14 protein-coding genes are annotated in these 15129 nt (G+C 40.1%); 10 read left to right on the top strand and 4 right to left on the bottom strand.

From position 1 onward, the window contains the following. Window positions 1–2 precede the first annotated feature (2 nt). The 10 genes from BN3769_RS01100 (at window position 3) to BN3769_RS01055 (ending at window position 9529) form a co-directional block, all read left to right on the top strand. A complete protein-coding gene (locus BN3769_RS01100) occupies window positions 3–3392 on the top strand; it encodes a DEAD/DEAH box helicase family protein (protein WP_068466694.1) in 3390 nt (1129 codons plus the stop codon). A gap of 71 nt (window positions 3393–3463) precedes the next feature. Further along, window positions 3464–3856, top strand: coding sequence for a HEPN domain-containing protein (locus BN3769_RS01095; RefSeq protein WP_068466692.1), 393 nt, complete (start codon window positions 3464–3466; stop codon window positions 3854–3856). Continuing rightward, entirely contained in the window at window positions 3853–4245 is a 393-nt protein-coding gene (locus tag BN3769_RS01090; protein WP_068466691.1) for a hypothetical protein, read from the top strand. The genes BN3769_RS01095 and BN3769_RS01090 overlap by 4 nt, the downstream gene beginning before the upstream one ends. A gap of 683 nt (window positions 4246–4928) precedes the next feature. Then, window positions 4929–5654, top strand: a complete 726-nt coding sequence (locus tag BN3769_RS01085; protein WP_195155525.1) for a site-specific integrase — start codon at window positions 4929–4931, stop codon at window positions 5652–5654. 71 nt (window positions 5655–5725) lie between these two features. Beyond that, window positions 5726–6742 (top strand): hypothetical protein, encoded by a 1017-nt coding sequence (locus BN3769_RS01080; protein WP_068466687.1) that lies wholly within the window; start codon window positions 5726–5728, stop codon window positions 6740–6742. A gap of 8 nt (window positions 6743–6750) precedes the next feature. Next, window positions 6751–7062 carry a type II toxin-antitoxin system HicB family antitoxin gene (locus tag BN3769_RS01075; RefSeq protein WP_228840584.1) on the top strand — a complete coding sequence of 104 codons (312 nt, stop codon included), beginning with the start codon at window positions 6751–6753 and terminating at the stop codon, window positions 7060–7062. 70 nt (window positions 7063–7132) lie between these two features. Further along, window positions 7133–8161 carry a PDDEXK nuclease domain-containing protein gene (locus BN3769_RS01070; protein ID WP_068466683.1) on the top strand — a complete coding sequence of 343 codons (1029 nt, stop codon included), beginning with the start codon at window positions 7133–7135 and terminating at the stop codon, window positions 8159–8161. 74 nt (window positions 8162–8235) lie between these two features. After that, window positions 8236–8631 (top strand): hypothetical protein, encoded by a 396-nt coding sequence (locus tag BN3769_RS01065; RefSeq protein WP_154017768.1) that lies wholly within the window; start codon window positions 8236–8238, stop codon window positions 8629–8631. Between the two features lie 311 nt (window positions 8632–8942). Further along, window positions 8943–9227, top strand: a complete 285-nt coding sequence (locus tag BN3769_RS01060; RefSeq protein WP_068466679.1) for a hypothetical protein — start codon at window positions 8943–8945, stop codon at window positions 9225–9227. A 158-nt stretch (window positions 9228–9385) separates the two neighbouring features. Further along, window positions 9386–9529 (top strand): hypothetical protein, encoded by a 144-nt coding sequence (locus BN3769_RS01055; RefSeq protein WP_154017767.1) that lies wholly within the window; start codon window positions 9386–9388, stop codon window positions 9527–9529. A 240-nt stretch (window positions 9530–9769) separates the two neighbouring features. On the opposite strand, the gene BN3769_RS01050 is transcribed toward BN3769_RS01055, so the two are convergent. From BN3769_RS01050 to BN3769_RS14315, 4 genes are all read right to left on the bottom strand, one after another. Further along, window positions 9770–10312: a hypothetical protein gene (locus tag BN3769_RS01050; RefSeq protein ID WP_068466674.1), complete on the bottom strand. Its 543-nt coding sequence runs from the start codon at window positions 10310–10312 to the stop codon at window positions 9770–9772. A gap of 719 nt (window positions 10313–11031) precedes the next feature. Continuing rightward, the gene (locus BN3769_RS01040) at window positions 11032–12711 is read right to left on the bottom strand and encodes a DUF4116 domain-containing protein (protein ID WP_068466670.1); all 1680 of its coding nucleotides are present in this window, start codon (window positions 12709–12711) and stop codon (window positions 11032–11034) included. A 360-nt stretch (window positions 12712–13071) separates the two neighbouring features. Then, window positions 13072–14574 carry a recombinase family protein gene (locus BN3769_RS14320; protein WP_079989358.1) on the bottom strand — a complete coding sequence of 501 codons (1503 nt, stop codon included), beginning with the start codon at window positions 14572–14574 and terminating at the stop codon, window positions 13072–13074. Between the two features lie 36 nt (window positions 14575–14610). Then, a complete protein-coding gene (locus BN3769_RS14315) occupies window positions 14611–15120 on the bottom strand; it encodes a hypothetical protein (protein WP_079989357.1) in 510 nt (169 codons plus the stop codon). Window positions 15121–15129 lie beyond the last annotated feature (9 nt).

Here is a 15129-nt window from a genome sequence, read left to right as displayed (position 1 = left end):
CCATGAGTAACTTTGCTTTTCTGCCTTCTGAATTCCGCGCTCTTAAAGAATCTGCTATTAAGGCGGAAAGCTACATCATGGATGACCCAAGGGCCGCGTGTTTTCATGCCCGATTCACCCTGGAAGCGATTATTCACTGGCTCTATCGACATGATGCCAGCCTGCGGATGCCATATGATCAGAGCTTAGGTGCGCTTTTACACGAACCCAGCTTCCAAAACCTCCTCCCAGAAGCGCTATTTCAAAAGGCTCGCCTGATTCTAAAGATCGGCAATCAGGCCGTGCATGATGTGCGCCCGGTGCGCCAATATGATGCCCTGCAAGCGGTCAAGGAACTTTATCACATCTGTTATTGGCTTGTGCGTACATATGCTCCTCTCGCCACGCCGGCAGAGTCACAATGGCGAGATGAATGCGTACCGTCCGCGAGCCATGGCGAGGTTGTGCCTCGCAAGGAATTGGAAATACTTGAGAAGAAACTAGCCGAGCAGAGTACCGCCGTTTTCAAACAGCAGCAGGAAAGGGATAAACTCGATACTGAATTAAAGGCTCTGCGTGAGCAACTAGCCGAAGTTCGCATGGCGGCCCAGCAACAGGTCGACACACATGATTATTCTGAAGCGGAAACCCGCCAATATTTGATCGATGCAGAATTACAGCGGGCAGGCTGGAGATTGGATCAGAAGCGTGACAGAGAATATAAAGTCACAGGTATGCCAAACAACCATGGCATCGGCTTCGTCGACTATGTGCTATGGGGAGACGATGGCAAGCCGCTCGCTTTAGTAGAAGCGAAGAGGTCCACCACCAATCCGGAAAAGGGACAGCAGCAAGCTAAACTCTATGCCGATTGTCTTGAGAAAATGCATGGTCAGCGACCGATCATCTTTTACACAAACGGTTATAAAACCTACCTATGGGACGATCTTAACTATCCTCCCCGTCTAGTATCAGGCTTTTATAAGAAAGAAGAGCTGAACAGTTTAATCCGGCGACGAACAAATCAACAACCCTTAGATGTAGCAAAGATAAAAGACGAAATTGCTGGTCGCTATTACCAAAAGCGTGCAATCGGCAGTATCGCAAAACAGTTTGCTCAAGCGCGTCGCAAGGCGTTGCTAGTCATGGCAACTGGCACGGGTAAGACCCGAACAGCGATTGCGCTGGTGGAATTACTGCAGCAAGCGGGCTGGGTAAAGCGGGTACTATTCTTGGCAGATAGGAAATCTTTGGTAAATCAGGCAGTTAATGCTTTTAAAAAGCACCTGACGGAGTCCAGCCCGGTCAATCTCGTCACTGAAAAAGAGAAGGAAGGTAGGATCTACGTTAGTACCTATCCGACAATGATGGGGTTGATTGACGAGACAACGGGTAATGAGGCGCGGTTTGGTGTCGGACATTTCGATTTGGTGATCATTGACGAAGCACACCGCTCGGTCTATCAGAAATATGGTGCAATCTTCCGGTATTTTGATTCGTTCCTGGTTGGCCTGACCGCCACACCTAGAGATCAGGTGGATAAAAATACCTACGAACTATTCGACCTACAATCTGGAGTGCCAACCGATGCATACGAGCTAGATACGGCAGTAGCGGATGGATTCCTCGTTCCACCTAGAGTAAAACAAGTAGATCTGAGGTTTCCTCGTGAAGGCATTGACTATTATGCTCTCAGCGATGAAGAAAAAGAGCAGTGGGAGAGCCTAGACTGGGGAGATGAGGGAGATTCGCGTGAAGCGCCTGAGAAAATCAATGCATCAGCCATCAATAACTGGCTCTTTAATAGAGATACTGTAGATAAGGTTCTCCATTACCTAATGGAAAATGGCCATAAGGTTGAAAGCGGCGATAGGGTGGGAAAAACCATTATTTTTGCCCGAAATCATGAACATGCAGCCTTTATCGAAAAGCGGTTCAACCACCATTATCCGCAGTATAAAGGACACTTTGCCCGCGTCATCGACAATTTTGCCAAGTATTCGCAGAGCTTGATCGACGATTTCTCGCAAAAGGATAAATTGCCGCATATTGCGATTTCAGTAGATATGCTCGACACAGGCATTGATGTGCCGGAGGTCGTCAATCTAGTCTTCTTCAAACCTGTCTATTCAAAGATCAAGTTCTGGCAAATGATTGGCCGTGGCACAAGACTGTGTCCTGATTTGTATGGGCCCAATGAAGATAAAAAAGACTTCCGCGTATTTGATTTCTGTTTCAACTTTGATTACTTCAAAGAAAATCCGGACGGCATCGAAGCAAGCGGGGGTGTTTCGCTAAGTGCTCGCCTTTTCCAGGCACGCGTGCAGTTGTTAGCTCAAATTCAAACTTTGCCCGAAATGAATACTGAAGCCATTCTTAAGAGATCTCTTGTCAAGGGACTGCATGAGGAAGTCTCGTTGATGAATCGAGAGAATTTTATCGTTCGGATGCGCCTTGAAGCTGTGGAGCGTTTTCAAAATCGCGAGGTGTGGGATCAACTGAGCGAATCCGACCTTGAAATTCTTCAGCGCGATGTCGCAGGGCTTCCTAGCGAGATAGAAAATGACGAGATAGAGTCGCGCCAGTTCGACTTGATCGCTTTGCGTATGCAACTCGCTCACGCCAAAGGTGAGACTGGGATGTTTGAGCGCTGCCGTCAGCGCGTAATGGAGATCGCTATGTTGCTCGAAGAAAAGAGCGCTATTCCGTCTGTAAAAGTTCAGCTTGCTTATCTTGCATCCATACAGGAATCCGTTTTCTGGGATGGAATCAATTTGGATAGCTTAGAAGAATTGCGTTTGCGTCTACGCGAATTGGTGCCATTTCTAGATAAAAAGAAACGGACAGTTGTTTACACCGACTTTAAGGACGAAATTATGATGGTTCGGGAAGAAGAAGCTATCTATATGCCTAAAATGACCGGAGTTCAGTACGAAAAGAAGGTCAAGGATTTTCTCCGCAATCATCATAATCATATTGTGATCCATCGTTTGCGGACCAATCAACCCCTCACTGACACTGATCTACATGGCTTAGAGACTACGCTTGCTGAAATCGGCGAAGAAGATGGAAAAACATTGCTTTCTGGATTGCTTATTAGGAGCGGCGCTCCATCCTTGGCCCATTTTGTCCGCAGTTTAGTAGGGTTGGACCGTTCTGCTGCTCACTCTCTATTTGCTGAGTTCTTAACAGACCGAAGCCTCTCTCCTCAACAGATTCGTTTTATCGAAATGGTAATAGATCAACTCACCGCACGCGGCATGATGGATGTTTCCGCTCTTTATGAACCTCCCTTCAGCAATCTTCACTGTGGCGGCCCTGATATGTTGTTTGTTACTAAGAAGAATATTATTGAGGGTATTTTCGATAAGCTGAATGTTGTCAATTCCGGCTTGTCCTTGCAGGCTGGCTAAGAGGTTGGGATTGTGAAAAGGAAATTACTAGCATGATTCATCCATTCGGATTAATACAAGTTTAATCACAAATGATTACGATCAAAGAACTTAACGAACTGATTAAAGATCGCCTTAAAGATGCGGAGATTTTAATGAAGGCAAAAAGGTACGATGGTGCCTATTACCTTTGCGGTTATGCCATCGAGCTAGCCTTAAAACGAAGAATATGCAAAGCATTAAATTGGGATGGTTTTCCAAATAATAAAAAAGAATTTGAAAATCTAAATTCATTCAAAGTTCATAACTTAGATTCTCTTTTGTGCTTGAGTGGCAAAGAAAAAAAAATTAAAAAAGCATTTTTGGCAGAGTGGTCGATTATTAATGAATGGAATCCAGAGACACGTTATGCATGCCGAACTAAGAACAAGCAAGATGTGATTGGTATGTTAGATGCTGCTAAAAAAATTCTAAGAGAGCTATGAAAGAAATAATTGAAAAACTAAAAAACATTCTTGCTGAACTTATTAAGGAAAATGGAGATATTGTATTTTTTGCTCTATTTTTAAGAGAAGACTCTCCAAATAAATGGGATCTTATAATTTCAGCTGACTGGCTTAACTCTGGCAATGTTGAGTCATATCGAGTTGTTGCTACAAAAATTCAAAATATTCTTTCCGAAAAAGAACTAACACAAATTTCACGTATAGTAATTATTGATGAAAGCGATCCAATGATTTCGTTTCTTCAGTCTTCATTTAACGTAACTGGTCTCAGTTGTTTGGATTTAAATAATTGCGAGATATCCTCTAAAAATATTAAATTTCCAATCAAGCATGCTTATATACTTCGTTGCATAAAAAATAAATCTTAAACCATAAACGGTGCAATGGCGGTGCAACGGCTTACCTAGCTTGCGATTAAGATTCAACAAAATTCAGTAGCATTTTAGCCATAAACCCTTTATCATCTTGCTCATAGCGGTTGGATGGTATTGGATAATATGAAAGGCGACCGCCCTCATAACCCGCTGGTCCTTGGTTCAAATCCAAGTTGCCCCACTTTTTCAACCTAAGCAATCTCAAGCACTTAAGCGTTTAATTCTTGATGATAAAGTCATCTTGAATTAAATTTTTTCGCTTACGGTGCAACGGGAAGTAACTTTATCCAGCACTGCAATCCAGCCTGTAAATCTCAAAACCAAAGGTTGGAACTATGGCATCAATTTATAAAAGAAAAGACGGTAAAGGCTGGCGAGCAGTCGTCCGCATTAAAGGCTACCCCATAGCTTGCGCGCACTTTGATAGAAAACCCGAAGCTGAAGATTGAGCACACGAAACAGAACGCAAAATCAAGCTTGGTCAATTTAAATTCGATCAACACAAACGACTTCATACTTTTCCCGAACTTCTTGATCAATACATCAATAATGGCGCTTTAGAACATCATCGCTCCGCGAATGATACTCGTCGTCATTTAGCTTATTGGAAATCTCGTTTTGAGTCCTACGCTCTCGTTCATATTACCCCTGAACTAATCGCTAAAGAAAGAATGCTTTTGTGGAATACGCCTGCAGAATCGGGTCAGAAACGCACGCCCTCCACAATAAATCGATATACAGCTTCTTTATCAGCCTTGTTCTCTTATGCTGTGCGTCAATTACGCTGGATCGACGAAAGCCCTTGCGTCCATTTACTCAAACTCAAAGAAAACCCGGGTCGTGATCGGGTTCTATCCGAATCCGAAATTGAAAAGCTTCTTGCGGCTTGTCGAGAAAGTCGTTCACCATATCTCTATTGCATCGTTCTGATCTCTCTCTCCACAGGAGCTAGGCAAGGAGAAATCCTAAACCTAGAATGGAAAGACGTTGACTTCGACAATCGCTTGGCTTACCGCAAGGAAACAAAAAATGGACGCCCTCGCAGCATCTCACTCACCGGGCCAGTCCTTACCGAACTCAAGGGACTATACGAACTTCGTCATCCATTGAAACCCCTTGTCTTTACAATTAAAATAGCTTTTGGACGGGTTGATATCAAAAAAGTCTGGCAAGCTGCGCTTCGCGTAGCTGGCATCAAAAACTGTCGTGCCCATGATATGCGACATACTTTTGCGACGCTTGCAGCCGCACAAGGCGGTTCCAATATGGAACTCGCTACAGCGATGGGACACCGGACGCTACAAATGCTCCAGCGATACACTCACCTAGATGTGCAAATGACAAAAAAATTCAGTTTGGGCATTTCGGAAAAAATTCTGCGAGAAAAAGTTGTGCACGAATAAATCTCTCAATAACTTCTTACCAAACAGTACCACTTTGTGGTACTGTTTCCTTGCTTTTAGAAAGGAGTTATATGCAGAATGAATCCCCAAAAGATGTCGACCTCTTACTGTATCGAGGCAATGAATCCTTGAATTTGGAAACTCTCTTCATTCTTGGAAATGGGGTAATCGAAAATGGAGATGTACCCTTAAAAAGAGCACTCAAGGAGCTTGAAACAGAAAAATTTTTCATCTTTGACCCTGAACTGTTGGGATCAATCTCATCTCTTTCATGCGTTTCAGAATTCGAGAGCGGGTTATTTGAAAACTTAATTTTATATTTAAAAGGTGCCTTACCCAATCTTGCCTCGGATGGTCTTTCATCAGGTTTTGAACTATGTACATGGAAATTATGTGCATACTCATACACCTTTAGACATATTTTAGCAGAGTCTTATCGGAAAAATGGAGATGCTCTACGAATTCGAAATTCTGTGTGGGATCTTTTAGAAGGCGAGGGCATAAAAGACATTTCTTCTGCCTGTGTTACAACAAACTGGGATAGTACCTTATGGAGAAATCCGGAGATTAAAAATATAGCGCACCTACATGGACACTGCGATTATCCGACCAGCATTATACTGCCGACAGAAACAATCAGTCAAAGAGCCTTGCGAGCAGTTTTATTCAGCGAAGTAAACCAAAAGTTGGACGAATTAGCAAAAAAGGAAGGAAACGAAAGTGTAGTTAATACTTTAAAATACTATTACTCTGTCTCGAATGATTCTATTGTTCCTAAAATGTTTGGGATAGAAAACCTATTTGGAAAATGGCTAAGTTTCGCAAAAAAAATCGTTATCGCTGGCGTGCGATTCAATGATTATGACCACGAATTGATGTCTACTATTGCTCAATATGCACACAGAAAAAAGTATGAAATTATTTTGATTAATAGAGCTATTGACTCTGAAGATCAAAGATTCAAGGTCGCAAAAATAGCTGGTCTATTTTCTTGCTCTCCCTCAGATATTAGCTTTGTTAGAGTTAAAGAAGGGAAAAAGACCTTACCTCATCAAATTGATTTAAAACTTTCCACCGTCGGAAATTAAAGCAAAATATGATGAAATATAAAGGATTTTTTGGACGCGTCGAATACGATGATGATGAAAAAATTTTTCATGGAGAAGTCCTAGGGATTAAAGATGCGATGAATTTCCAGGGTAAAACAGTTGAAGAGCTTGAACAGTCATTCAAAGCTTCGATAGATGTTTATCTTGACCTTTGTGAACAACGAGGGGAAAAACCTGAAAAAACTTTCTCAGGCACTTTTAACCTCAGAATTGACCCCGATTTGCATGCAAAATTATCTATTAAAGCCAAAGCAGTTGGTATGAGCTTAAATTCATACATTGCGGAGAAATTAAAATAGTAGGATTTATGACTAACCAAACCTCGCTCTTTTATCACTTCCCGAAAGCTACCCTGCTCTCCTAGAAAATATAAAAACGCGCATTCGAGAGTCGCAGGTCAAAGCCGCTATGGCGGTTAACCACGAATTAATCAAGCTGCATTGGTGGATCGGGTCAGAAATCGTACGCCGTCAAGAAGTTGAGGGTTGGAAATCCCAGGTAATTGATAGACTTTGTAAAGACATTCAATCTGATTTTCCAGGGCTAAAGGGTTTTTCACGGTCTAATGTCTTCAATATGCGCCTATTTTATACAAGTTACGCAAGAGTCCAACAGGCTGTTGGATTCTCGGAAGTTCCTCCAGATTATTGCCTTAATATTCCATGGGGACATAACGTTGTCCTCCTAAGCAAAGTAAAGGATTTAATTGAAAGAGAATGGTATGCCCGCAGAGCGATCGAACACGGTTGCAGCCGATCTGTTCTTGAAATGTGGATCGAAACAGGACTTTTTCACCGTCAAGGAAAAGCTCCTAACAATTTTCATAAAGCCCTCCCTTCTCCTCATTCCGATCTTGCTCATCAAACAATTAAAGACCCTTACTGTTTCGATTTCCTGACACTCATTGATGAAGCCAGGGAAAAAGAAATTGAAGACAGTCTTATGGATCATCTGCAAAAATTTCTATTAGAGTTAGGAAGTGGATTTGCTTTTGTGGGCAGACAAGTCCCTTTACGCGTCGGGAATGAAGATTACTATTTAGATCTTCTATTTTATCACATCAAACTTCGCTGCTATTTCTTAATCGAACTGAAGGCTGTCAAGTTCAAGCCAGACTTTGCTGGGCAGATCAACTTCTATCTTGCTGCCATCGACGATAAAATGAGACAGCCAGGGGATAATCCGACAATTGGTCTTATTCTTTGCAAAGGCAAGGACAACCTCATCGTTGAATATGCTTTGAGAAACAATACGTCTCCGATTAGCGTCGCAAATTTTGAAACTCAACTGGCAAAGGCTCTCCCAGAAAATCTCAAAGGCACTTTACCTACCGTAGAAGAAATTGAAGCTGAGTTGGAACGATCTCTCCATGTCGCAGAGATAGAGGAGCCAAAATAGGAGAGGGCTTATGGCTAAGTTTGATCTAGGCCCAATTAAAGAAACCATAAACGAGCTGAAACGCGAGATCAATCTTGAAAAGCAGAGAACACCTTTCTCTCATCAAAAAATCGAAGCTTGCTCTTGGATTTTTTCAAGTACTGACTATGCTATTTTCCAAGGACTTTATATATAAAAAGTTGCCCAGCCATTTCCCTGGAGAAGATGAGTCCGCTTTGTCTTACTACACAAAATGGATGTATCAGGGATTAGCAGACACAAATTGTTCAGACCTTTCTATGTCTGCGACTTCCGACAGTGAAGCAGATGAAGATTACGCCTTATATGGAATAGATACTCAGGCAATTCCTCCTCCGCAAGAAAATGAGACCTTAGCTAATTATCTGAACAGGTTACATAGAAAAATTTACATACAGTCTGGATGGAAGCAGCAAGAAGGCATTTCACTGAAAAGTTTTGTTAATTTTTAAGAGAGCGCTCGAAGGTGGCGGGTAGCTTTCTTGATATCCTGTTTCCTTCTGGAATGGAATTTTCCAAACAGGCAGGAATAATCACGCCACACCATACCCCACAAAGACTTCTAGATCTATTTTAAGCTTCAAAAATTCTTCAGACTCTTGTCGACATGCTTTTTACGAAGCGATCCAACGCTCAATTCTTGATAGCTCAAGTCTTGGGGCTGTGCTGGCTGTGCCTAACCAAATCACGGATACTTCACCCTTCTAGCATCAAAAACATCCATGCAATCCCTGTCACTTCTTTGTGGCGAAAAAGAGGCGATATGCCAGACGACACATACCCAGGAATAACAATTCCTACGCTAAGGGGCGAGTTTTCCTTATCTATTTCTGAGCATCTGTTCAAATATTTGAATCAGTTGGCTGAGCTAAATCCTAACTCAAAAATCACCTTCCAAAGCTCTCTTAGAGCCCTTCGTACCTCGTTTTCTTCAGCTTTAAAAAATTTGCCGGATGATTTTCAAAAAGTCACCTTTTCATCCTTCCTCTATTTTGATTATGAAGAAGTGTGTTCATATGACTACAACACCCATCTCTTTGATAATTAGAATCTAAAAAACTATCCTTCGCGCTATTGCGACACAATCTAGCCTTATTCATTACAGTTGACTCCAAACAGACAAAATTCATCTGGAGAAAACATATGGATAATCAAATTTACATATCACCTAAGCAGATTATGGAAATGGGGAAATACCCTTTTACTATGGGACAAATTAGACACATGCTCAAACGGCGTCATGCGTCAGGTCTACATAAAGCTGTACGCAAAATAGGCAAGCGATTGCTTATCCGAATCGATCTGTTTGAAGAATGGGTGGATATGCAAGGAAAACAACACAAAGAGTGAAACGGATAGCTATTCAAAACCTTTCTTGTTATGAAACTGCATTAGAGCGAGTATTCTATAAAGCCCTAAAAGAGCTTCAGAGATTGCAAGAGAGGCGTTTAAGATTGCCTGTTGTTAATTCTCTAAATAGATATTAATGGACGAATGACTAATGAGATTGGCTTTGTTTCGTAAATATAAAAATTAATTGGGCCTATACACGCTAAGTAATAGGCCTATTAGTAATAGCCAGGAAATGAATTACTGAGTTAATTTTGCTCTAATAGCCTCTTCCCGAGCCATTATTCGCAATGGCGGTCCAAAGGATCCATCAGAATTTTCATATTCATTAAACATTCCTCTTTTAACTCCTCCAAACTCTTGAACAAACTTGTTTTCGCTATATCCTCGAAAATAATTTTCCATTAAACCGTCTTCAGTGTAAAAACGCGGAGTATAAGGGAAAAATGTGAATTCGCGCACCCAATTACACAGTCTGGTAAACCAATTTCTCTGACTAATTTTAGTATCAGTAACCTTATAAAGGTTTTCCAGCTTATTTCTAATTTCTATTCCTGCAACTCGTTCCTGAGTTGTCAAGTCATCCGAGTCGGAACGCTGACCACCAGCCTGTAAAACTTTTCTAGCTAATTCATCTAATGAAAAAGAACCTTCATACCCAGCAACTGTAATGACTCGCTTTCCCCAAAAAGAAACACTCCCTTGAGCGCTCGTGAGTAAATTATTTATAGCGGGCAATTCACTGGCAAAATTGCAAGAATTTATATAGTCACCGATTCTCATTTTTAATCCTTAAAGTTTAAAATTATTATTAATAAATGGATAGTTAATATTATATTGCTAGTTTTATTAAAGTCACGTAATCTATATTGTTATATAGACCAAATTATAAACTTCCACTTTTTCTCCAAATTAGAAATTATTTGTGTTTCGCTATTTATAATATTTGAATAGTGGCGGTGCACGAACGGTGCAGCAAAGGACCTATTATATCGTTAAAATCCCGTAAAATCCAGTAGCATTTTATGCATAATCCCTTCATCATCTTGCTCATAGCGGCTGGATGGTAATGGGTAATATGAAAGGCAACCGCCCTCATAACCCGCTGGTCGTAGGTTCAAATCCAAGTTGCCTCACTCTTTTCTTTTATTGCTTAGGAATATGTGTGAAACGGAATATTCAAGCATTATCAATTTAGATGAAGAGCTAGAAAAGGCCGTTTGGACCAGAGGTGAACCACTCACTGGCAAATCACCACAACTAAGTACAATCATTTCCTCACAAACAACAGCTAACCTTATCAATAACCAAGAAGAAAAGGGCTCTGCCGTGAAAGGAATAGATGAATGTAAGAATAGTGACGGTAGCATCAGCCAATGGCTAAAATGTTTTACACAGAAAAATTGACAGACTCAGGAACGCTCATACACAACATTTGACAATATCTCAAGATCATCCTCTTTGTTGCCTAATTTTGCCGAATTTTGAACCATGACAATCAATCAACCAAAAGCATTTGTTAAATCCGTAACTAAATAATTCTCAAATGTAAGGCAGTGAATACCACCATGAGTACTTGCAACAAATTTTGATAAATCAGGAATACCTTTAATTCTGTATTCTGGAAATATCTGCTGAAACAACTTAATAAACTTGAGATGAAATGCTTTTTCAACATCAGTGGAGGGGCCTGTAGTGATATAGTTATACCCGTCTTCTTTTACAACCCCCTCACATATATTATCATCCGAGAATCTCACCGTAACCTTAGATCCTATTAAAGAGAAAATACCATTGCAGTAGTTTAAGGCACTATTAGATTCAGGTGACTCAAAAACTGCTGGAATATATCTGTATCTTATTTGAGCAGAGTTTAAAACTACTTCTCTCTTTTTAAAAAATATTGTTAAAATTCTAGATTTATTCTCTGCATTGATTTTATATTTTATAAGAAGATCTTGTATATCTTTGTCTTGAATTTCAGAAAACTGATCTTCATTTAAAAAATCTATAACTTTTCCATCATCGTGCAATATGACTTCACCATGTGGTGTTATAAACAATTCCATATCAAGGTGAAAACTTCCTTGAGGAAGAAAGACAATCTTGCTAAGTGGAATTTCCAACTCTTCTGCAATACAAATTTTCGTAAGTGCTAGCTTAGCTTCAATAATCTTTGCTTCTGAATAATATGCTTTTTCATCTTCTTTAGTGACAGGATCTGTAAATACTTGATTTAATTCGATTTTGTTATCCTGATTTTTTGTTAAAGAAATATTCCGATTTCGTGCGATTCTCAACGCATCAGGGGAAGGCTCCAAACTAATCTCAGTAATCTTATCATCAAAATACCCTTGTTCTTCAAGGGCAATCATACTCAAAAATAGACTGATTTCCCCAAGAACTGCTTTCCGTCCATCAATATCATTAAAAAGAAAACAATTTCCTCCTTCAATGCAGGTCTTTCCTCTTTTAAAAGGAATGTCAAAATCAATAGCATTTATCATTGCTTGGTCCACATTGCATTGCTGAAATCCCTTGCCACACAAACTTTTTGAATTCAGTAGAAAATGATTAGCCGATTCAGGAAGGCTTGCTTTCAATAAATCATGATAGGTTGAGCTCTTAAAAGAATATGGAATTAACCGTTTGCCTTCAAAAAGTGTTACACTTGAGTCTCTAATAAAAAATGAGTTTGAGTCATTAGCCTTATCAACCAATCGAGCTTCATTAAGATTACAAACATTCTTGAGCAATTTACATTGATTATAATTGGTATAATAAATGTGCATGTCTCGTAAGTGCGGGCTTCTGAAATATTTTCTTATTCGTCTGGAGGGAAGCGTTATTGGTAAATTATTTTCAGCAATTTCCTTAATCTCAGGGTCATTTTGAAGGTCTTTATCTGCCCACACACGAGCCAATCCGTTAATTTTTACTGCTAAACGTACAATGTCTTTATCGTTCTGAAAGAATGGGGCATAGCGGAGAGCAAAAGGATCTGCGATTATAGCAGCACGTACAATTTCAGCATCACGATGCCACCATTCAGATTCATATTTGAGTGCATCAGGATTGCTTGATACTTCTTGAATCGCTTTCTTTTTCCATTGACTATATTCGTACCGACCTGAAGAAGTACTCATTAGCGAGTGTAAGTCTGATGTATAGGAAAAACTCATGCAAGCCTCTTTTTATATACTGAATTTAATAAAGGTATTATATTTGATAGATCTAAATTTATAAATTAAAAATAGATTAATTAAATAAAAAATATATTATAATCATATGAATAAAACAGTTATTATTCAGTTATAATTAAAATAGAAATGTTTAGCTGCGGATATTAAAATAATAATTTATGCTAGGAATTAATCTATCACAAAACTCACTAACTACAAAAATTTGCGGTGTACTGTTGGTCCACTGAATTCCACATTGCACTATCAAAATCCCGTAAAATCCAGTAGCATTTTATGCATAATCCCTTCATCATCTTGCTCATAGCGGTTGGATGGTACTGATTGATGTGGAAATCCACCTCACTCATAACCCGCTGGTCCTTGGTTCAAATCCAAGTTGCCCCATTCTTTTGGACGCCTCTTATAGTCCACTAGAGTAGTAAATGGTTCACATGTCTGTATAAGTAACTTTTTGCCGTCCAATTTTAAGTTCTGAAATACAAAATTCAAAAGTTGCCTTTTTTCTTCTACTTCAGAACTTTCAAAGATTTCCCTTGCACGAGCTGCTAAATTCATGACCATATTGGCATGGATATAAAAATTTTGATCAGCTTGTTCATGGCGCGTCATTTGTTCAAGAATTTCCGTCTGTCTAGCTTTATAGTCCCCTAACTTCTCAAGATACATTTTTTCGTCAATGAGGCCATCGAGTTTGTCATCATACATTTGGCTTAATCTCTTTTGAATGCGGTCTTGCTCTTTTCGAAGAGCTGTTAAGCTTTCCGTATGAAATAAGCTTTCGGACTCATGAATTTTCTTGAGATACGCTGTGACGTCGTCGATTTGCTCGTCATTTAGCGTCATGTGGTCGAAGTAATTGGCCAATGACTCAACTAAGAGTTCCTCTCTTACATAAACCTTTTGGCACAACCCTTTTGCATTTGTGCAGCTATAGTAAATATAGCGTCCTTTATGCCTTTCAGGCGTTGCCAGACACCCGCAATGTGCGCAAGTGATTAATCCTCGAAGAATGAAGAACTCCGTAATTTTCTTATGAGGCTTTTTATGATAGCCGGCTGCTACGTCTTGAACTTGTTGATAAAGGGCAGGGGAGATAAGGGGTAAGTAATGATGTTCTGTTAACCCATATTTGGTTCTCATCTTCCCGCAATAGAAGGGATTTTTGAGAATTTGATCAATTTGAGATTTGGCAATCTTTTGCCCTTTTCTAGTTCTCAATCCAAGCTCTTCTGCTTTCTCTTTCAGCTTTAAAAGGGAATAGTTTCCCGTCGCATACCATTCAAATAGCTGCCTCACAAAAGAAGCCCGTTCTGGATCGGGAATAATGGTTTTTTCGCCGGAGTTATTTATCGTATGGATATAGCCAAGGGGAGCCAGGCCAATCCACGTTCCGCTTTTAACTGCTTGTTCTTTACTTCGCTTGACGTTATCGCTCAGCTGAAGGACGTAGCTGCGAGCAAACATGACTCCCATGTCCCAGCGAAGAATATCAGCAGAATTGGACTTTAAGTTAAGAATTAGCCCTTCTCGTATAAAATGGATTTCAACTTTACCTTCTTTTCGCAAGTCTTCAAGGATAACCGATTCTTTGAAGCTGCGCTGTACGCGATCAATCGTATCAGCAACTAATGCCAGAGGTTCGCGTGACTTGCGTATGCGTTCAATGATTTTTTCAAATTCTTTGCGGGTATCTTTTGTCGAAGATTCGGTAATCTTAAAGACTTCATCAATAGTAAGGCTCTTTCTTTCTGCATATTCACGTAGGCGTCTTTCTTGAGCAGGAATGGATTGTCCTTCTTCTTGCTCTTTGCTTGAGACGCGAGCCAGCAAGATTGCTTTCATGGTTAAACCTTTATTACATTTTTGCCAAGTATCCTATCAGTTTTCTTTGATAAGTTCCTTAACTTCTTCATTATCTTTTTGCGAAACAAAGCCAATTTTCCTTGCAGACTGAAGAGCTTTTAATTCGCTTAAAGACCTAAAAAGAACTCTCTCCAAAGAGGTTTCATAGCGAGACAAAAGCGTAAGCTCATCACCCCGCCGTCCATCTAGTACTTCGATAAGACCTTTGCCGAGATAAGATTTTTTAACGGCATAATTCATGAGCATGGATTCAAGCTGAGTAATTCTCGATAATCTCCAAGCCGCGACTAACGTGCGCTCCCAAAATAATTTTTCTAAAAAGCCTTGAGGTTGAAATTGTTGATAGAACTCAGCTTTCAAGGATTCAAACTCTACGTCGGATTCACTTTCTAGAAGAATTTGCTTACTAAAGACGCCGTGTTTAACGGCATTTTGTGAGACAATTGTTTTACCTTCTTCAGTAATAGGGCCTGTTGAGTGCTTCGCATTTTGGCGATTGGCCTCAATTTGTCTTTGTGTTGCCATGGTATCTCC

This window comes from Candidatus Protochlamydia phocaeensis (genome assembly GCF_001545115.1).
Lineage (GTDB): Bacteria > Chlamydiota > Chlamydiia > Chlamydiales > Parachlamydiaceae > Protochlamydia_A > Protochlamydia_A phocaeensis.
Note: the sequence above shows the minus strand (reverse complement) of the source record. Positions and strands in the feature narration are given on the sequence as shown.